The sequence below is a fragment of the Ruegeria meonggei genome (genome assembly GCF_900172215.1).
Classification (GTDB): domain Bacteria; phylum Pseudomonadota; class Alphaproteobacteria; order Rhodobacterales; family Rhodobacteraceae; genus Ruegeria; species Ruegeria meonggei.
The window spans coordinates 60,779-79,528 of sequence record NZ_FWFP01000012.1 but is presented as its reverse complement, the minus strand read 5'-3'; the positions used below and the strand labels follow the sequence as shown (position 1 = coordinate 79,528).

Below are 18,750 nucleotides of genomic sequence, written 5' to 3'. Positions count from 1 at the left end.
TAACATCGTGGGATGAGTGATAAGTACCTCAAAGACACCTACAATCTGGACACACCGCAAGCCACCCGCGCGCATTACCAGAAATGGGCCTCCTCTTATGACGCAGAAGTTGGCGCGCATGGGTACGCAACGCCGGGGCGCGTGGCTGAAGCGCTCTGGTCAAAACTGCCAGAGCCCCAAACCCCCATTCTGGATTATGGCTGCGGTACTGGACTGTCGGGCGAGGCTTTGCACGCTGCGGGGTTTCAGGTGATCGACGGGATCGATCCTACTCCAAAGATGCTGAAAGGCGCTGCGGCCAAAGGGGTCTATCGCACGCTGTCCACCTTTGAGATCACCGACCCGAGCCCCTTGGAGCAGGATGCCTATAGGGCAATCACCGCCATCGGTGTCATTGGAGCCGGCGCGGCGCCGCCCGAGGTCTTCGATCTGTTGATGCACGCTCTGCCTAAGAATGGGTTGCTGGCATTTTCCTTTAATGATCATACCCTTGAGGACCCGTCCTACACCACACGTTTGACGGATTGGCTGGATATGGGGGCTGCTCGGCTTTTGTTCCGTGAATATGGCCCTCATCTGCCGGGAATGGACCTTAAGTCAGACGTGTATATTGTTGAAAAAGCGTGACATTTAGAACTCGTTTTGCGCCAACCCCCACTGGTCCGCTGCATCTTGGGCATGCGTATTCGGCGTTATTGGCCAACGATCTGGCGAAGTCTGCGGGCGGCGCGTTCTTGCTGCGGATCGAAGATATCGACCGGGCGCGGTCGCGTTCGCAATGGGAAGCACAGATCTACGATGATCTTGGGTGGCTGGGTCTGAATTGGCATGAACCGGTATTTCGGCAGTCGGACCGTCTGCCCAGTTATACCAGCGCGCTCGACACGCTTTGGTCGCGCGGACTGCTATATCCATGCACTTGTAATCGTCGGGATATCGCCGCTGCTGCCAGTGCGCCGCAAGAAGGTGCGCCATTGCTTGGCCCGGATGGAATCATTTACCCGGGTACTTGCCGGAAAAAATGGCAGGACACTAACCGAGGCATCGGAAAACGACCTACTGATGTCCCGTTGCGTTTGGACATTACCTTCGCCGCGGCGCAGATTAGTGATGCCAGGCAAGGCAATGCAAAGGTTGGATCTTTTGTCGAAACGGGCGCAGGTCCGAGTGGTGAATCTGGTGAGGTAAACTTTAACCTGACCGAACTGACGGACACGATCGGTGATGTTGTTCTGTCCCGACGCGACATGGGCACGTCTTATCACCTGTCGGTGGTTTTGGACGATGCCGCACAGGGCATCACCCACGTGGTGCGTGGGCAGGATCTGTTCGAGGCCACCCGAATTCATGTCCTGCTGCAAAAGTTGCTGGACCTGCCAACGCCTCAGTACCATCACCATCGGTTGATCCGTGACGATGCAGGCAAGCGCCTCGCAAAACGGGACGATGCTCGAGCGATCTCAAAATATCGCATAGAAGGCTGCAGCCCGGCAGATATCCGGGCGAAGGTCGGCTTGTAATTCGGTCACTCCATTGGTGACATGAGTTCAACCTCATCGCCATCGCGGACGGCCGTGTAGAAACAACTGCGTCGGTTGGTGTGGCAGGCTGGTCCTGTTTGGCGCACGACGACCAAAAGACAATCCCGATCACAATCGACGCGGAAATCCACCAGTTCCTGCACATGGCCCGAGCTTTCGCCTTTGATCCAGAATGACTGGCGGGACCGAGACCAATAAGTGACGCGCCCGGTTTCCAGTGTTTTTTCAATGGCTTCAACGTTCATCCAGGCCATCATAAGAACCTCGCCCGAGCTTGCATCCTGTGCAATCGCCGGGATCAGGCCCGCCTCGTTCAGCTTTAGAGTTGATGGGTCAAACGTGACAGTAGCAGACATGAGAAAACCTTTTGCATCCCGGTGGATGCTCACTATGTATGGGGAACAGACAACGAGGGAAAGCCATGTCGGGCGAGAACGATCTGATCAAGCTGTATTCCGGGCGCATTCTGGCGCTTGCCGCAGATATCCCGCATCTGGAGCGGTTGGATAACGCTGATGCCACAGTGAAAAAGCGCTCACCCTTGTGCGGCTCGACGGTGACCGTGGATTTAAAGGTTCAGGACGGCAAGGTTTCAGACTATGGGCAGGACGTTAAAGCCTGCGCTCTGGGGCAAGCGTCTGCCTCGGTGGTTGGCAGCGCCATTATCGGCACTACCCGCGCGCAAATCGAGACAGCGCGGGATCAGTTGTCTGCTATGCTGAAGAAGGACGGCCCCGCACCCGACGCGCCGTTTGACGGGCTCGAGGTTTTGATCCCGGCGCGGGACTACAAGAACCGCCATGCCTCGATCCTGTTGGCATTGGACGCCCTGACCGAAGCGATGGAGCAAGCCGAACAGGCCAATTGCGCCTGAGCGTGGCTTTCTTGCGCAAACCCGTCTAACCTCAGCAAAATTCCGGGGGAGTGGTTGGTTTGAATAGTCTGCTTGAGCATTTCGTAACTCTGTGGGTTGTCATTGATCCTATTGGCACCATCCCGGTCTTTATCGCCGTGACTGCGGGTATGGAGATCGCCGCACGGCGCAAGCTAGCGCTTATGGCCTCGTTGGTCAGTGCAGGGATTCTGGTGTTCTTCCTGATCTTCGGCCAATTGCTGATTGAAGCGCTGGATATTGGCCTCAACTCTTTTCAGGTGGCTGGCGGGATCATCTTGTTCTTGTTTGCACTGACGATGATCTTTGGCGAAAGCAAACAAGAAGCCGAACAGCGTGCTGCCGAAGACGATCAGGAAGACAAAATGCATCAGCACAACCCGGCGATCTTTCCGCTGGCTGTGCCCTCGTTGGCGTCCCCCGGGGCGATGCTGGCGATTGTTATTCTGACCGACAATAACCGGTTCAGTGTGGTGGATCAGGGTGTAACCGCGCTTGTGATGCTATCTGTTGTGGCGATTGCGTTTGTTCTGATGCTGATGGCCGAGCCGATTATCCGGCTTATCGGGCATTCCGGCGCGGCGATCATCAGTCGCGTCATGGGGATGATCCTGGCTTCGGTTGCGGTCAACTCGGTCCTGTCTGCGATGCTTGAGATCATGAAAACTGGTCAGTTATAAAAAAGCCGCCGCTCCTTCCGGGCGGAAAGGGCGGCGGCAGGTAATGCGTTTCTCGTGTGGGGTCCGGATAGCCGCACGGGGCCGAGGCATGGCCCCTCAAGGGAATTGGGACAGGCAGGTCACCCTTGACTGAGATTGGGATGACAGCGCGGTTAGATCGGCACGAGATCGCAGGCAGAAAGGGTCAGAACGTTCCCGGCATGTGAAGGGCAACCACCAGCATGACCACCAGAGACACCGCACCCACTGCATCCTGAACAATCGTTGATTGCGAGCGGCTAATTGCGGTCTTGATCTGGGTCAGCATGGTCTCACCTCCGGTCAGAGTTTTAAGCCTTTGTTGACCTTTTGTTCTCATATTTTAGCGAGTCGGTAAAGAACTTTTTGAGAACATTTGCGAACTTATCGGAACATAATTCCTAACCCACTGAAATTAAACGAATTGCCTGATCCTGCTTCATCAGCCACAACAGCACCCGGGCCGCCTGCCCCCGGTCCGAGTTCAACTGAGGGTCCGCGGAAAGCAACGCGCGGGCATCTGTCTGAGCAGTTGCCATCAGCCCGGCCTGACGCTCCAGATCAGCGATCCGGAACTTCGGGAGCCCGGATTGGGCCGTTCCGATCAGGTCCCCGGCCCCACGCATCTGAAGGTCAGTTTCAGAAATCCGAAACCCGTCCTCGGTTTCGCGCAGAACCTCAAGCCGTTTTCGCCCACCTTCGCTGAGCGGAGCTTGGTACATCAGCAAACAGGTCGATTCCGCGTCACCTCGCCCAACCCGCCCGCGTAGCTGGTGCAGTTGCGCCAACCCGAAGGTTTCGGCACGCTCGATCACCATGATCGAGGCATTGGGGACATTGACACCAACTTCAATGACTGTTGTTGCGACCAGAACCTTGGTCTGCCCTTCCTGAAACGCTTTCATTGCGGCATCTTTGTCGGCTGCGGGCATTTGCCCATGCACCAGCCCAACCGTGCCTTCCCCGAGTATCGCCCGCAGTCGTTTGAACCGCTCTTCGGCGGCCGTCAAATCCGATACCTCGGATTCGTCGACCAAGGGACACACCCAGTAACATTGGCGACCTTCATCTATGGCGCGACGCAAATGGGCCACAACCTCATCCATCCGGTCTGTGCTGATGACAGCCGTTTTGATCGGTTTTCGGCCGGGTGGTTTTTCGTCCAGCACCGACACATCCATGTCACCATATTGCGCCAGCGACAGGCTGCGGGGGATTGGGGTGGCAGTCATCACAAGAACATCCGCGCCCTGCCCCTTCTCTGACAACTCCATGCGTTGGCGAACGCCGAACCGGTGCTGTTCGTCGACGATGGCCAGGCGCAAGGCACTGAATTCTACGTCACTTTGGAACACAGCATGGGTGCCGACCAAAATACGAATGTCCCCATTCTTCAGCGCTGCCAGCTTTGCGCGCCGTTCCGCGCCTTTGTCGCGGCCGGTCAGGATTTCCAGCACAACGCCAGCCTCTTCGGCCAGGGGGCGCAGGCCTTCGAGGTGTTGGCGCGCCAGAATCTCGGTTGGGGCCATCATGACACCTTGCCCGCCGGCCTCAACTGCGACCAACAGGGCCATAAAGGCAACCAGAGTCTTACCGGATCCGACATCACCCTGTAGCAACCGGTTCATCCGCGCACCCGTGGCCATATCGGCGGCAATGTCATCAATCGCGCGGGTTTGAGCACCTGTTGGTCGGTATGGCAGACCGGCCAAGACCTTGGCCTGTAGCTTGCCTGTTCCGGCACTGGCGATCCCTTTGGCCTTGCGTTCCCGTTGCCGCGCCAAAGCCAGCGTCATCTGATGTGCAAACAGCTCATCATAGGCCAGGCGTTCGCGGGCCGGGGCATGAGCTGCCACATCGTCCGCGCCCTGTGGGTTATGAGCGGCTGAAATCGCGCCGACCCAGTCTGGCCAGCCTTGTTTGGACATAAGCGCCGGATCAATCCACTCGGCCAGAACCGGAGCGCGGGTCAACGCGCTGCGCGCTGCCTTGAACGCCGTTTTCTGCGTGACTCCCTGCGTCAGGTGATACACCGGTTCAAAGTCCGGGATGTCCTGCGCCTCTTCCAGCGGCACCATATGATCGGGGTGAACCATCTGCGCCATGCCGTCGAACAGTTCAAGCTTGCCGGAAATCAGCCGCCGTGCGCCTTCTGGTAGGACCCGCTTCAAATAGTCCCCGCGTGCGTGGAAAAAAACCAGCTGGAAATCGGTCTGCGTATCCTCAACATGTACCCGGTAGGCACCGCCCTTGTTGCGGGACGGCCTGTGGGTACTAACTGTTATTTCAACCGTTAAAGTTGCGGGCAGGTCGACTCCTTTGATCGTCTCGCGCCGCCTTCGGTCGATGACGGCATAAGGAAGACTAAACAACACATCGCGCGGCGAATCTGTGCCAGCCTGCGTTAGAACCTGGGCCGTCTTGGGGCCTACACCTTCAAGCGTTTCCAACCCTGCAAACAGCGGGAACAAAAGCTCCGGCCGGCCGCTCATGCCGTGGTGATCAGCTGCAGCCAGCCATCCTCATCCAGAGTCTCAATACCCAACTCAGCCGCCTTCTTTGCCTTGGACCCTGCACCCGGCCCGGCCACAAGAATATCGGTTTTCTTACTGACCGACCCCGAGACTTTCGCGCCCAGAGCTTCTGCCCGTGCCTTGGCCTCGGCGCGAGTCATCTTCTCCAACGTGCCAGTAAACACAACGGTTTTGCCTGCGACCGGGCTGCCCGCGGTATCGGGGCGTTTGGCTTCTTGAACGTCCAACTGCGTCACCAACGCGTCTATGCTTGCGCGTTCGGCGCTCTGCGCGAAGGCGGACACAAGCGCGCGGGCCATAACCTCGCCCATGCCATCGACGTCCAGCAAGTCCTCCCATTCAGGACCTTCAAATCCGGCGGCTGCTGTGATGGCGCGCTCGAATTCTTCCCAAATCCCGTAGTGCGTCGCGATCAGGTTCGAAGCCGCTTCACCCATGTGCCGAATGCCCAACGCAAACAGCAGCCGCCCAAACGGGATCTTGCGTTTTTCATCGATGGCCAACCACAGATTGCTGGCACTTTGCGCGCCCCAGCCCTTGCGGTTTGCCAGTTTGGTCAGGTTCGCAGCATCACGGGTCTGCAGAGTGAAGATATCCACTGGGGACCGGACAGGCAGATCGGGATCTTCATAGAACATCTCGATCTGTTTCGCGCCTAGCCCTTCGATGTCGAAAGCCTTACGGGATACAAAATGTTTCAGCTTTTCAACAGCTTGTGCGGGGCAAATCAACCCTCCCGTGCAGCGTCGAACAGCGTCGCCTTCTTCACGGACAGCGTCACTTTGGCATTCGGGGCAAGTCTTTGGAAACGCAAAGGGTGTCGTCCCGTCAGGCCGTTTTGACAGGTCAACGTCGGCCAGCTTTGGAATGACATCACCGGCGCGATAAACCTGCACCCAATCGCCGACCCGAATGTCCTTGCCATCACGGATCGTTTCCCCTTTAGCATCCCGCCCAGCGATGTAGTCCTCGTTATGCAAAGTTGCGTTTGATACCACCACACCACCAACAGTCACAGGATGCAGCCGCGCCACAGGGCTAAGCGCGCCGGTGCGACCAACCTGAATGTCGATCCCCTCAAGCCGGGTCCAGGCTAACTCGGCCGGGAATTTATGCGCAATCGCCCATCTGGGTGTGGTCGACCGGAACCCCAGGCGGGCTTGCAGCGCCAGATCGTCTACCTTGTACACGACCCCGTCGATGTCATAGCCAAGAGTCGACCGTTGCGCCTCAATCTCGCGGTAATGCGCCAGCATCCGGTCCGTTGTATCGCAGAGCTGAGTCAGGGGGTTGGTTGCAAATCCAAATGCGCCAAGCTGTTCAATTGCATGCAGTTGAGTGTTCGCCAGCGGCGCGGACAACTCTCCCCAAGCATACGCAAAGAACCGCAACGGGCGCGCGCGCGTTATGGTGGCGTCCAATTGCCGAAGCGACCCGGCTGCCGCGTTTCGAGGATTGGCAAACAGTTTGTCACCTGTTTCTGCCTGCCGCGCATTTAGTGCCTCAAAGTCCTCATGCGACATGTAAACTTCACCGCGGACCTCAAGAACGCTCGGGGCATCTTCTATGACGTGCGGAATGTCGGATATGGTTAGTGCGTTCGCGGTGACATTTTCCCCAACTTCCCCATCCCCTCGCGTTGCCGCCTGGACAAGTTTCCCCTGATCATAGCGCAGCGAAAGTGACAGGCCGTCGATCTTTGGTTCAGCTGTAAACGCCAGAGGATCCGTGGCATCCAACCCAAGGTATTTCCGGATCGAGCGGTCAAAGTCCTGAACGTCTTCATCGTCAAAGGCATTGCCCAGCGACATCATCCGAACTGCGTGTGTAACTTTTGAAAACCCTTCGCCGGGTCGCGCACCGACTTGGTCTGTGGCGCTGTCTGTGCGTTTGAGATGTGGGAATCGATCTTCAATCTCAGCATTTCGACGCTTGAGCGCGTCATACTCCGCGTCTGATATCTCCGGCGCATCTTCACCGTGATACAACGTATTCGCACGTGAAAGTTGCGCGGCCAGATGCGCAAGCTCTGCCTGTGCTGCATCTTCGGTCAGGTCAGATACCGGAATCAATTTACGCATGGCCTCGCCCTGTCACATATTCTTGGACCCCAGTGATAGGGCGAGGCCATGGTCAGGTCCAGACGTGCTGTTCAGTGAGTGTGGGGACCGCCCTGGACCAGCGGTGATCGGTTTGGGATCAGGTCACGCGCCGACAGCCAGACGGGGTTCGTCAGCACTGTTGCTCTGGGGATCGCGAAGCACGTATCCCCTGCCCCAAACGGTTTCAATATAGTTATCGCCACCGGTTGCGTTGCTGAGTTTCTTGCGCAGTTTGCAGATGAATACGTCAATGATTTTCAGTTCGGGTTCGTCCATGCCGCCATAAAGATGGTTCAAAAACATCTCTTTGGTCAGAGTCGTGCCTTTGCGCAGGCTCAGAAGCTCAAGCATCTGGTATTCCTTGCCGGTCAGATGAACCGCCTTACCTTCAACCTCAACCGTTTTGGCATCCAGGTTGACTGCCACGCGACCGGTATGGATGATCGACTGCGAATGTCCTTTGGAGCGCCGGATAATCGCGTGAATCCGCGCCACCAGTTCTTCGCGATGGAACGGCTTGGTCATGTAATCGTCGGCGCCAAAACCAAAGCCCTTGATTTTACTCTCAGTGTCGTCCGCCCCTGACAGGATCAGGATGGGCGTTTCTACCCGCGCGATGCGCAGCTGTCGCAGTACTTCATGCCCGTTCATATCCGGCAGGTTCAGATCAAGCAGGATCAAATCGTAATCATACAGCTTGGCCAGGTCGATGCCTTCTTCCCCAAGATCCGTCGCATAAACGTTGAGATTAGCGTGTGTCAGCATCAGCTCGATGCTTTTGGACGTGGTTGGATCATCCTCGACAAGAAGTATACGCATTTACTGCTCCAATTCGGTTCAATTTTCCAATTAAAATGAGCCTGATCAAAAATGGTTAATCTGACGTTACCGTTGAATCAATTGTTCACTTTCATCTTTAGGTTGTCGATGTTTTTTTAACGCAGTGACCTTCAATGCGTCTGTTCCGTGCTCGGCAACCGCAGAAACCCAGGAATTGAACTCCTCATCACTCAGCCCATAGCGTTTTTTGGCGTCTGACATAGAAATCAGCCCATATAACACGCCTCGAACCACAATAATTTTACGTGAGGCGACCCATCGGTTCGTGTCATCCGGCGGCAGATCGGCATGCGATAAAACCGTTCCATCCGGCAGGGTTACGGACCTTGGCCCTTCGACTTTGGGCAAATACATATCTCTGCCCTCTTCGTGCTGCGACAAAGCTGACACCAGCCTACTTAATGTGCGGTGAAACCGCCCCTTGAGAGTGTGTAGAATTTTCCTATATTCTGCCGGTCTTTCTTAACCCGCACTGGAACCGTCATGGCCCTCGATACCGAGACACCACTGAACTCACTTGGCTTTGCCAAGTCGCCATCCGAGACCAGGGTGGTTGTCGCCATGTCCGGAGGCGTCGACAGCTCGGTTGTGGCTGCCTATCTGGCCGATCAGGGGTATGACGTGGTGGGCGTGACGCTGCAGCTTTATGATCACGGCGCGGCCCTGGCCAAGAAGGGCGCGTGTTGTGCCGGGATCGATATCCATGACGCACGGCGCGTGGCAGAAGAGCGCGGGTTCCCCCATTACGTTCTGGATTATGAAAACATCTTCAAAGATGCGGTGATCGACGAGTTTGCCGACAGCTATCTGGCTGGTGCCACTCCGGTGCCGTGTATCCGTTGCAACGAACGGGTGAAGTTCAAGGATCTGCTGGAAACCGCCAAAGACCTCGAGGCCGACTGTATGGCAACTGGCCATTATATTCAGCGCATGATGGGACCCAATGGGCCGGAACTGCACAGCGCAGAGGATGCGAACCGCGATCAGTCGTACTTTCTGTTCTCGACCACGCCCGAGCAGCTGAGCTTTTTGCGCTTTCCACTTGGGCATTTGCCGTCCAAGGACGCGACCCGCGAAATGGCGGCGCAATACGGGCTGGCCGTTGCGGACAAGCCGGACAGTCAGGACATCTGTTTCGTGCCCAATGGCAACTATGCCAGTGTCATCGAAAAGCTGCGCCCCGGCGCAGCCGAACCCGGCGAGATCGTGCATGACGACGGTCGCGTTCTAGCGCAGCATGACGGCGTCATCCACTATACGATCGGCCAACGCCGTGGTCTGGGGATCGGTGGCCTCAGCGAGCCGTTGTATGTCGTACGCCTGGATGTTGACAAAAAGCAGGTTGTTGTCGGACCTAAGGAATTGTTGGCCACACGCACTATTCCCGTGCGTGAAATCAACTGGCTTGGGGATGCGCCCTTTACCTCGCAGAAGGAATGGCATGTCTCGGTCAAGGTGCGGTCAACCCGACCCCCGCGTGAGGCGATCATACGTCCGCTCACGGACAACACGGCCGAGGTTGAACTGTTGACGTCAGAGGAAGGCGTCTCACCGGGTCAGGCCTGTGTGTTCTATGCTTCGGAAGGCAGCCGCATCTTTGGCGGCGGCTGGATCTGGCGCGGGTATTAAACCGCGTCGGTCCACGAATTGCTGAGGATATAGAGCCCGGCACAAATCATCACGTAGGGCACGAGCGTCTCAAGCCTGCGGGCCAGTGTCCCGGTCATCAAAGGGGATTTGGCGCCCAGCAACGCCAGGGTTGCCAGGCTAAGCGCGGCCAAAACGGCCCCTGCGACGCCAGCTGTTCGGTAGCCCGGGGCCGAGTCAGCGAGCAGAGGCGCAAGAACCGCAAACGTGTCCATCGACAAGCTGATGAACAGCAACGTGACTACAACAATAGATGCGCCGGTTTCCAGATGCGGGTCAGCTTGTATATCCGAGCCGCGCCTTTGCCGAATAAGGGCAAAGATACCAAGGCTCAGCGGAATGACACCCAGGTAGCCGGCCCAGTGCGGCACAACATCATCCACTCCCAGCGCCACCAGCATCGCAGCGCAAATCACAATCAATTGTGCCAGCAGAAACCCAAAAACCGAACGTTTGGCTCCGGACACCAGCATCAACGCCAGCAAGGCCGCCAGATTGTCCAAATTGGTCAAAACCTGCGCCATAAAGGCCGACAGGCCAAAAACTGCAAGATCCAGCATCAGGCGCTCATCCGGGCCAGAACGGCCTTTGCTGCACGCAAGCCGGGGGCTTCACCTCCGCGCCCCAACCTCTCCATCGTTGTTGCCATTGCTTCGCGCTGCGCAGTCGGCGCATCTGCGACCTGTCTAAGCGCAGCTGCGATCTGTTCAGGCTGACAATCATCCAGCAAACATTCCGGAACGGTTCGGGTGTCAGACACCAGGTTGACCAGAGTGACCGTGTCCAGCTTGACCATCCGCTCGGCCATCTTCTGGGTTAGCCAGCTGAGCTTATAGGCAATTACCATCGGCGTGGCCTGCGCAGCCAGTTCCAGCGATACGGTCCCCGAGGCTGCCAACGCCAGATCTGCCGCTGCAAATGCCGCCCGTTTCTGCGCAACCGCGTCGACAGATGGCATGTTTCTCGGGTCCACGACCACCGGATTTCCGGGCCAGGATCTGACATGCTCAGTCACGACGTCGACCATGTGCGCAACAGTCGGCACAACCACTCGCGTATCTGGACTGTCCTGCAAGTACAGGCGTAACGCGTCGCCAAATACTGGGGCCAGGCGGTCAATTTCTCCCCCGCGTGAGCCTGGCAAGGTCAGGACGATCGGCGCCTCACCCAGATCATAGGCCAAACGAAACGCGGCGATGTCCTCGCCCGCCGCAACCGGTTCATTGACAACTGGATGGCCGACGAAATCGCACTCCATCCCGGCGCGCTCCATATAGGGCGGCTCGAATGGCAGCAGTGCCAGAACATGGTCGATTACCTTGGCCATCTTGTCCGCGCGACCAGGCCGCCAGGCCCAGACGCTGGGGGCAACATAATGCACGGTTCGGATCGTGCTGCTGGCTTTTACCAGCTTGGCGACGCGCAAGGAAAAATCCGGGCTGTCAATCGTGAGCAATACGTCAGGCTGGATGTTCAACACGGCCTGCGCGGTCTCGGATATTCGACGTTTGAGGTGAAAGAACTTGGGAAGAACCTCCACCAACCCCATCACTGACAATTCCGCCATCGGAAAGCGACTTTGCAGGCCCTGTGCCTGCATCAGAGGACCCCCTACCCCGTCAAACTGAACTTGGGGATCCAGGCTGCGCAGACCTTCCATCAATGCGCCGCCCAACCGGTCGCCCGAGGGTTCTCCGGCGACCAGAAATACGCGCATCAGTTGGCCCGCTCGCGTACGTATAGAAATAGGCCCAGCCGGTTGCATTCCGCCACGACGCGGTCTTGTTGCAACACGATCACCCCGCCCTTTTCAATCACAATACCGGCAAGGCCGGCAGCCACGGCGGCGGACACGGTATCAGGTCCAATTGTCGGCAAATCAGCGCGACGGTCCTGATCGGGTTTCGGTGCCTTGAACAAAACACCACCACCCGCATCTGGGCGCTGAGTCAGAGATTGTAGCATCCAGTCTGTGCCAAAGATACTTTCCACCGCCAAGGCCTGTCCCTTGGATACGGCACAGGCCTGCCCGATATCCGCCGACCCCATGACGCGAAGAATCCCGGCACCCCGCGTCGCGTCGTCCAGATCGGCCTCGGAAGGCGTTGCATCCGTCAGGCTGCCAAGCTGAGGCAGCAGGTTCGGCGCAATCTCATGCGCGGCAAGTACGGTAAAGCCCGCGGTCTCGAATATGCCAATCGCCGCCCGCAGAGCCCCGTCATCCCCGGACATAAGCGCCTTTTGCAGGATCGGCACCAATGGCATTGTAGCGGCATCGATCCGCGAGGGATCAATCACAGGCCGTTCGATCGCGCCTGCCATGCAAATTTCAGTCACGCCGCGCGTGTGCAACTCGGCGATAAAACTGCCCAGCTTCTCCAGCGGAAAAATGACTTCGGCCGTGACAGAGTCTGGCACGAACCCTTCGATGCCGCAGATCATAGGAGGCGCTGCGAGGTGACCCACGACCGCGCCCGGCAAAGCACCTGTTCCCGCAATCAGCGCCAGCATCGCATTACTTCCCCGGTGTCAAAAAGGACCGGTCTGAGTGGCCGGTCACAAAGTCAACGATCCGCTGAACATATTCGCTTTCGTTGCCCTCACCCACACGATGCGCACGCTCCATGAATGTGCCATCGCCCTTGGACAGCTCGCGGAACGCAGCGCGAAGGGCTGAGATATCCTCACGCGAGACGCCTTTGCGTTTCAGGCCGACAAGGTTCAGCCCGTCCAGCTCACCCCGCGGGGCTTGCACCAGACCATAGGGGATTACGTCGTTGGGTACCATTGTCAGGGCGCCGATGATGGCGCCGCGCCCCACGCGCACCCATTGATGCAGCCCGGATATGCCGCCGACAATCACGTCGTCCTCGACGATGCAATGTCCGGCAGCTCCGGCATGGTTCACCATGATCACGCGGTTGCCGATCTGAACATCATGCGCCACATGAACGCCTGCCATCAGCAAACAATCGTCGCCAATTCGGGTTACGCCGCCGCCACCGTCAGTGCCAGTGTTCACTGTCACATGTTCCCGAATGCGGTTGCGCTTACCAATTTCCAGTCGGGTGTTTTCACCACCGAATTTCAGATCCTGCGGGATCTCACCGATGACAGAGAAGTTGAAGATAACGGTGTCTTCGCCAACCGACGTGTCACCAGTTACCACAACGTGGGATTTCAGTTCGACCCGATCCGCCAGCGTGACCTGACTGCCCACATAGCAGAAAGGGCCGATGATGCAGTCATCGCCAACCTGCGCACCGTCTTCAATAATTGCACTTGGGTGGATTTGGCTCATGTCGTTTTTTCCATGTCCCAGTCGACATAGGCCGAAAATTCTGCCTCGGCTGCGACCTCACCCTCTACAGTTGCGCGACCGCTGAACTTGAAGATCTTTCCGCCTTTTTTGCCGCGCACGGTTTCGACATGCATCTCAAGAACGTCGCCCGGAACAACCTTGCGGCGGAATTTGCATTTGTCGATGTTCATGAAATAGATCAGCAACTCGCTGTCGATCACATCCATGCCAACGCCCAGCATAACGCCAGCGGTCTGGGCCATCGCCTCGACTATAGTTACGCCCGGCATGATCGGCGTTCCGGGGAAGTGACCCTGAAAATGAGGCTCGTTCATGGTGACGTTTTTGATGCCAACCGCTGAATTGTAGCCTGAAATTTCCACGACCTTGTCGACCAGAAGAAACGGATAGCGATGCGGCAATATCCGCTGGATCAGCTGAATGTCGGCGCTCTTGGTTTCCGTGCTCATGATGCTGTCGTCCCGTTCTGGATTTCTGTTTCCGGCGTGGTTAGCAATACCGGGCCTCAAGGGCAAGCTGCGCTATTCGCTGGTCTGGGGATCAAGGCCGCTTCCATCGCCGATCACAGTGTTGATCCGTGCAATGGCCGTGTCGGTGATATCGGTCCGGTCCGAGCTGAGAAACACGTTTGAGCGTTCGATGATAACCGACGCCCCGGTCTCGCGTAGCAAGTCAATCAATATCGGCTGGACCAATTCGTAAAACTTCTGACGCGCTTCCTCGCTTTGACGAGACAGAGCGTCCAGCTTTGCGCGTTGTCCTTCGCGGTGGGATTGCACCTTGTTGTCAAACGCTTCGGCAAGGGGGCGAAAGTCACCGGGTTGCATGCTCGCCCGTTTTTCGGTCAGGTCCTTTTCCTCGCGGCTTAGCTCGTCCACGATCCGTTCGTTTTCTTCGGCCAGCAAAGCGCCTTCGGCCTCGAATTCGCGCAGAACACGCTGTCCAAACTCAGAATCCGAAAACAGGCGGTCGCTGGATATCGTCAGAACGCTGGTTCCTGGCACTCCTAGCTGCTGTGCTACTGCCGGTGCAGAACACGCCAGCAAGAAAAAAACACACAGGGCCCGCAATGGGCCCCGTGGCTTAGATATCAGATTGATCAACATTCGGGATCAGAACTGGGCCTGAACAGTCAGGTCGAAATTCTGTTCCTTGTCGAAATCCTCTTTCTTCAACGCTTGCGAGAAGTTGAACCGCAATGGTCCAAACGGTGTTTCCCACAAAACCGAAACCCCGATGGTGTGGCGGATCGAGCCGTCAGCACCAACGATATTGGCGCCGGTAGTGTCTACGTTATCGATGTTGTACAGGTTCCCGACATCGTAGAACACGCCGCCGCGCAGGCCCAGTTCTTCAGGCAAGCCCAGGGGAAAGTCCGACTCGAACCGGGCAACCCAATAGTAGTTACCACCAGTTGCATCATCCTGACCGTTGGACAGGTCACGCGGACCGATACCGGCCGGTTCAAAACCACGGAAGGTGCTGGGCCCCAGAACAAAGCGGTCGAGGGTCCGGCTGAAATCGTCTCCCCGCCAATGCAGTGCGCCCAGTTCCAGTGAAGCACGCAGTACAACTTCTTCGTTCCACACACGGGTCTGCGCGATACCACGCGCGGTCGATTTGTAGAATTCGTTGTCACCGCCCAGCCCGGCTGCATCGACACCAACTTCAAACAGAACGCCAGCATTTGGGTTCAGACCGCCAAGGCGGCTGTCATACACATACGACACACCCAGCGAGCTGGTTGTACGTTTGCCCTGAGCGATCTCGGAAGATACGACCGCGCCATTGATTTCATCATCTTGCTGCGACATCTCGCTGCGTTCCCAGCCATAGCGCAGGCGCAATGAAGACAACTCGCCAATTGCATAGCTAACTTGAGGGCGGAAGAACAACGTCTCGGTGTCATAGCTGGCAAAGCTCGAGTTGGTCGAAGACAATCCTAGACCAAGGTCAAAGCGCAGCTTGCGGCCCAACAAATAGGGTTCACTAAAGCCGATCGTGTATTGCTCGGCGTCCTGTGCTGTCGCCAAGTTCAAGCTCACTGTTTGACCACGACCCAGAAAGTTCGATTCACTCAAACCAACCGCGATTCCGAAACCGTCGGACACCGAGTAGCTACCACCGAGGCTCAGCGACCCGGTTGGTTGCTCTTCAACATCCACGTCAACAATCACCTGGCTTGGCGAAGACCCTTCGCGCGGTTCCACATCGGCAACCGCAAAGAAACCAAGGGCACGAATGCGTTCCGCAGCCTGTCGAATTTCACGCGGATTGAAAGGATCACCTTCTACAGTGTCGAACTGACGACGGATCACACGGTCCAGCGTCGTCGTGTTGCCTTCGATGTCGATCCGCTCAACAAAAATCCGCGGACCTTTAGTCAGAACAAACTGAACGTCCAGTGTCAAATCTCGTTGGTTTCTGGAAACTCGTGGTTCCACGCGCAGGAAATCGACGCCCTGCTTGATCCCCAGACGCTCCATCCGCGCAATCGAGTTCTCGACCAGCGACGGGGTATAAGTCACGCCAGGTTTGATTTTCAGAGCTTCCTGATAGATCGCAGGATCAACCCCGGGAATTTCGCTGACAGTCGAAATCTGCCCAAATGAGAATTTTTGACCCTCGGTGATATTCATCACCAGGAAGAAAGCGTCTCTCTCTCGTGTAAACTCAACATTGGCGCTGTTGACGCGGAAATCGACATAGCCACGAGACAGGTAGAAATCCCGAATGACCTGTTTGTCGAACTCGATCCGGTCGGCAATGAACGTGTCACCCCGCAGGAAGGTCCGCAGCACGTTTGCCTGTTTGGTTTGCAAAACCCGGCGCAAACGACGGTCCGAATAAGCACGGTTGCCAACAAAGCTGACCCGCTCCACTTCGATCGTGGTTCCTTCGGCCACCTCGAAAACCAGATCGACCCGGTTGTCACTGCGGCGAATGATGCGCGGAATGACGGTCGCGGATACACGGCCCTGCGAGGAATATATCTCGGCGATCAAATCAGCATCCGCTTCGGCCACCTGGGGCGTAAAGACCCGACGAGATTCAGAAGAGATAGCTTCCAGAAGGACATCGTCCTTAACGCGGCGATTCCCTTCGACGCTGATCTGGTTGATCGTCGGGTATTCCTCGACCTCAATCAGCAAGGTGTTGCCGCGTGGCGTCAGTTCAACTGTCTCAAAAACACCACTGTCAAGCAATCGCTGAAAGGCGTCGTTCAATTGTCCGGCGGTTACCGTCTGCCCCGGTTCAATCCCCGTCCGCGCGATAATCGTCGAAGTTTCGATGCGCTGATTGCCCTCGACATCAAACGAGTTGATGGTGAAAGACTGAGCCCATGCTGCCCTAGGGGCAGGCATTAAACTCACAAGGGAAATAAGAATAAATAACGCTAGTGGTCGCCACAAAATCTTGTTTTCCGGCTTTTGCCCTCCGCAGGATATGCCCGCGCCTCGCCTATTAGTCATTTTTTTCACTACCCAATATTTTTGGACTTTATTGCTGAGTAGCGAGATTGCGTAACCTTGTCAAAACACCAAAAAAGAAAACGGCCACGAGGGCCGTTTACGTAATAATCCATTCCTGGATTCAGAATCACATAAGGATGAGATAAGCCCAGCCAGCCATCGCTAGTGCGGTCGCGCTGAAAAACAGGATAGAATCCCAGTTCAGCGCAAAGAGAAAGCCGAAGCTTCGTACAGATTTTTGCAGCGCCTTCGTCATCTCAAACCCCTAACACGCACAATTTTCGCGTGATAATCTACGGCCTGAATGCGGCGGAATTGCGGCATCCCTGTGTAAGGGTCGCCACAATTAGCAGAACAGGTCGTTCGTGACTGAAAACAACATAAGACCCAGAATCAGCGATATACCAACACCCATCAGAATGCGCAGGGCGCCGTCGCTGGGCGGTTTGCCGGTCACGGCCTCATAGGCGTAGAAAACCAGGTGTCCCCCGTCCAGAGCAGGGATCGGAAACAGGTTCAACAAGCCTACGGCGGTCGACAAAACGGCAATGAAGAAAATGAAATTCTGCGCCCCCTGGCTGGCCATGGCCCCAGATGTTTCGGCGATACCGATAGGCCCGGACATATTGCAGGTGCTGATTGCGCCGGTCACCATATGCCAGATGCCTGACAGGGATCCCTCGACGATACGCATGGTTTGCTGAACGCCACCTGACAGGGATGCAATGACACCCGCGGGTTCGGTGGCGGGTTCAAGAACCATGCCGCCAACAATACCAATCCGCCAATGGGTTACAAAACCACCGTCTGAACCCGGCTCGTCCGTGCGACGTGGGGCCAGCGCAAATTCAAGATCGGCACCGTCACGCCAGACGTTCAGCAACAGTACTTTGCCGTCCGAGCTCTCGACATGATCTTTCAGCTGTTCAAAGGCAAAAATTGGATCGCCGTTTACGGCAGTGATGACGTCGCCTTGCTTGAGGTCAATATCCATGGCTGCACTGCGCGGGGCAACTTGCTGAATCAGTGGCGGGTAAAGCCAGGGCCCACTGACATCAATCGTTTGGCCGTCCCGGATAACGGTATAATCCAGAGCAGGTTCGACCGGAAGCGCGTCGGTGAAATCGGACCAGGACCCCTCCTGATCAAAATCCGGTAGGTTCTGACCGGCTACAGCGACAATCTCATCCCCGTCCTGCAGCCCCTGAGCTGTACCAGGCAAGGGGTGCAGGGTGCCAACGGTCAGCGGTTCTTTAGTGACGCCCTGTGAAAAGAAAATCAGACCAAACACCAGAATAGACATCACAAAATTGAACACAGGTCCGGCCGCAACGGTGGCGGCCCGCGCCCACAGTGGCGCACCATGCATCGTGCGGCGCAGTTCCTCCGGGCTTTGTTCGGAAATCTCATTCATGGCATCTTCGTCTTTGCCCGAGGCCGCGTTGGCGTCGCCCAGAAACTTGACGTAACCGCCAAATGGCAGCGCTGCGATCTGCCATCTGGTCCCGCGTTTGTCCACACGGCTCCAGAGAACGGGGCCAAAGCCGATAGAAAAGACCTCCGCATGGATGCCTGACCAGCGGCCAACGATGTAGTGGCCATATTCGTGCACCGCGACAATCACAGACAAGGCGATCACAAAGGCCACGATGGTGTAAACCAAGTTGCCGAATTGAGGGATCAGAGAGAGTACGTCCAAGT

The 18,750-nt window shown here is 56.8% G+C and carries 20 protein-coding genes; 5 read left to right on the top strand and 15 right to left on the bottom strand.

Annotation, left to right across the window (positions count from 1 at the left end):
- Positions 1-12: 12 nt before the first annotated feature.
- Positions 13-627 carry a class I SAM-dependent DNA methyltransferase gene (locus tag RUM8411_RS18065; protein WP_085824119.1) on the top strand — a complete coding sequence of 205 codons (615 nt, stop codon included), beginning with the start codon at positions 13-15 and terminating at the stop codon, positions 625-627.
- Positions 624-1,520, top strand: coding sequence for a tRNA glutamyl-Q(34) synthetase GluQRS (gluQRS, locus tag RUM8411_RS18060; RefSeq protein ID WP_085824118.1), 897 nt, complete (start codon positions 624-626; stop codon positions 1,518-1,520). The genes RUM8411_RS18065 and gluQRS overlap by 4 nt, the downstream gene beginning before the upstream one ends.
- A gap of 5 nt (positions 1,521-1,525) precedes the next feature.
- Here the strand turns inward: gluQRS and hisI are convergent, their stop codons facing one another.
- Positions 1,526-1,897, bottom strand: a complete 372-nt coding sequence (hisI, locus tag RUM8411_RS18055) for a phosphoribosyl-AMP cyclohydrolase (RefSeq protein ID WP_085824117.1) — start codon at positions 1,895-1,897, stop codon at positions 1,526-1,528.
- 65 nt (positions 1,898-1,962) lie between these two features.
- Between hisI and RUM8411_RS18050 the strand changes: the two genes are divergently transcribed.
- Complete coding sequence (locus tag RUM8411_RS18050; RefSeq protein WP_085824116.1) at positions 1,963-2,415, top strand: iron-sulfur cluster assembly scaffold protein; 453 nt, start codon at positions 1,963-1,965, stop codon at positions 2,413-2,415.
- 59 nt (positions 2,416-2,474) lie between these two features.
- Positions 2,475-3,113 (top strand): MarC family protein, encoded by a 639-nt coding sequence (locus RUM8411_RS18045; RefSeq protein ID WP_085824193.1) that lies wholly within the window; start codon positions 2,475-2,477, stop codon positions 3,111-3,113.
- 184 nt (positions 3,114-3,297) lie between these two features.
- On the opposite strand, the gene RUM8411_RS23175 is transcribed toward RUM8411_RS18045, so the two are convergent.
- The 5 genes from RUM8411_RS23175 to sciP all read right to left on the bottom strand — a co-directional run bounded on the left by RUM8411_RS23175 (position 3,298) and on the right by sciP (position 8,961).
- Positions 3,298-3,420: a hypothetical protein gene (locus RUM8411_RS23175; RefSeq protein WP_268808366.1), complete on the bottom strand. Its 123-nt coding sequence runs from the start codon at positions 3,418-3,420 to the stop codon at positions 3,298-3,300.
- 112 nt (positions 3,421-3,532) lie between these two features.
- The gene (gene recG / locus RUM8411_RS18040; RefSeq protein WP_085824115.1) at positions 3,533-5,623 is read right to left on the bottom strand and encodes an ATP-dependent DNA helicase RecG; all 2,091 of its coding nucleotides are present in this window, start codon (positions 5,621-5,623) and stop codon (positions 3,533-3,535) included.
- Entirely contained in the window at positions 5,620-7,746 is a 2,127-nt protein-coding gene (ligA, locus tag RUM8411_RS18035) for an NAD-dependent DNA ligase LigA (protein ID WP_085824114.1), read from the bottom strand. Before ligA ends, recG begins: the two co-directional genes overlap by 4 nt.
- Positions 7,747-7,869: 123 nt before the next feature.
- On the bottom strand, positions 7,870-8,586 hold the full coding sequence (gene ctrA / locus RUM8411_RS18030) for a response regulator transcription factor CtrA (RefSeq protein ID WP_085824113.1): 717 nt from the start codon (positions 8,584-8,586) through the stop codon (positions 7,870-7,872).
- 66 nt (positions 8,587-8,652) lie between these two features.
- Positions 8,653-8,961 (bottom strand): CtrA inhibitor SciP, encoded by a 309-nt coding sequence (sciP, locus tag RUM8411_RS18025; RefSeq protein WP_085824112.1) that lies wholly within the window; start codon positions 8,959-8,961, stop codon positions 8,653-8,655.
- Positions 8,962-9,090: 129 nt separating this feature from the next.
- Between sciP and mnmA the strand changes: the two genes are divergently transcribed.
- The gene (gene mnmA, locus RUM8411_RS18020) at positions 9,091-10,236 is read left to right on the top strand and encodes a tRNA 2-thiouridine(34) synthase MnmA (RefSeq protein WP_085824111.1); all 1,146 of its coding nucleotides are present in this window, start codon (positions 9,091-9,093) and stop codon (positions 10,234-10,236) included.
- Here mnmA and RUM8411_RS18015 read toward each other — a convergent pair.
- The 9 genes from RUM8411_RS18015 to rseP all read right to left on the bottom strand — a co-directional run bounded on the left by RUM8411_RS18015 (position 10,233) and on the right by rseP (position 18,748).
- Positions 10,233-10,814: a cadmium resistance transporter gene (locus RUM8411_RS18015; RefSeq protein ID WP_085824110.1), complete on the bottom strand. Its 582-nt coding sequence runs from the start codon at positions 10,812-10,814 to the stop codon at positions 10,233-10,235. The genes mnmA and RUM8411_RS18015 overlap by 4 nt on opposite strands.
- The gene (gene lpxB, locus RUM8411_RS18010; protein ID WP_085824109.1) at positions 10,814-11,971 is read right to left on the bottom strand and encodes a lipid-A-disaccharide synthase; all 1,158 of its coding nucleotides are present in this window, start codon (positions 11,969-11,971) and stop codon (positions 10,814-10,816) included. The genes RUM8411_RS18015 and lpxB overlap by 1 nt, the downstream gene beginning before the upstream one ends.
- Complete coding sequence (locus RUM8411_RS18005; protein ID WP_085824108.1) at positions 11,971-12,765, bottom strand: LpxI family protein; 795 nt, start codon at positions 12,763-12,765, stop codon at positions 11,971-11,973. Before RUM8411_RS18005 ends, lpxB begins: the two co-directional genes overlap by 1 nt.
- A gap of 4 nt (positions 12,766-12,769) precedes the next feature.
- Entirely contained in the window at positions 12,770-13,555 is a 786-nt protein-coding gene (gene lpxA / locus RUM8411_RS18000) for an acyl-ACP--UDP-N-acetylglucosamine O-acyltransferase (RefSeq protein WP_085824107.1), read from the bottom strand.
- Positions 13,552-14,025, bottom strand: coding sequence for a 3-hydroxyacyl-ACP dehydratase FabZ (fabZ, locus tag RUM8411_RS17995; protein WP_085824106.1), 474 nt, complete (start codon positions 14,023-14,025; stop codon positions 13,552-13,554). Before fabZ ends, lpxA begins: the two co-directional genes overlap by 4 nt.
- Before the next feature lie 72 nt (positions 14,026-14,097).
- Positions 14,098-14,580, bottom strand: coding sequence for an OmpH/Skp family outer membrane protein (locus tag RUM8411_RS17990; RefSeq protein WP_234995289.1), 483 nt, complete (start codon positions 14,578-14,580; stop codon positions 14,098-14,100).
- A gap of 108 nt (positions 14,581-14,688) precedes the next feature.
- The gene (bamA, locus tag RUM8411_RS17985) at positions 14,689-17,049 is read right to left on the bottom strand and encodes an outer membrane protein assembly factor BamA (protein ID WP_085824104.1); all 2,361 of its coding nucleotides are present in this window, start codon (positions 17,047-17,049) and stop codon (positions 14,689-14,691) included.
- A gap of 127 nt (positions 17,050-17,176) precedes the next feature.
- Positions 17,177-17,305 carry a hypothetical protein gene (locus RUM8411_RS23170; protein WP_268808365.1) on the bottom strand — a complete coding sequence of 43 codons (129 nt, stop codon included), beginning with the start codon at positions 17,303-17,305 and terminating at the stop codon, positions 17,177-17,179.
- A 90-nt stretch (positions 17,306-17,395) separates the two neighbouring features.
- Positions 17,396-18,748 (bottom strand): RIP metalloprotease RseP, encoded by a 1,353-nt coding sequence (gene rseP, locus RUM8411_RS17980; protein WP_085824103.1) that lies wholly within the window; start codon positions 18,746-18,748, stop codon positions 17,396-17,398.
- Positions 18,749-18,750 lie beyond the last annotated feature (2 nt).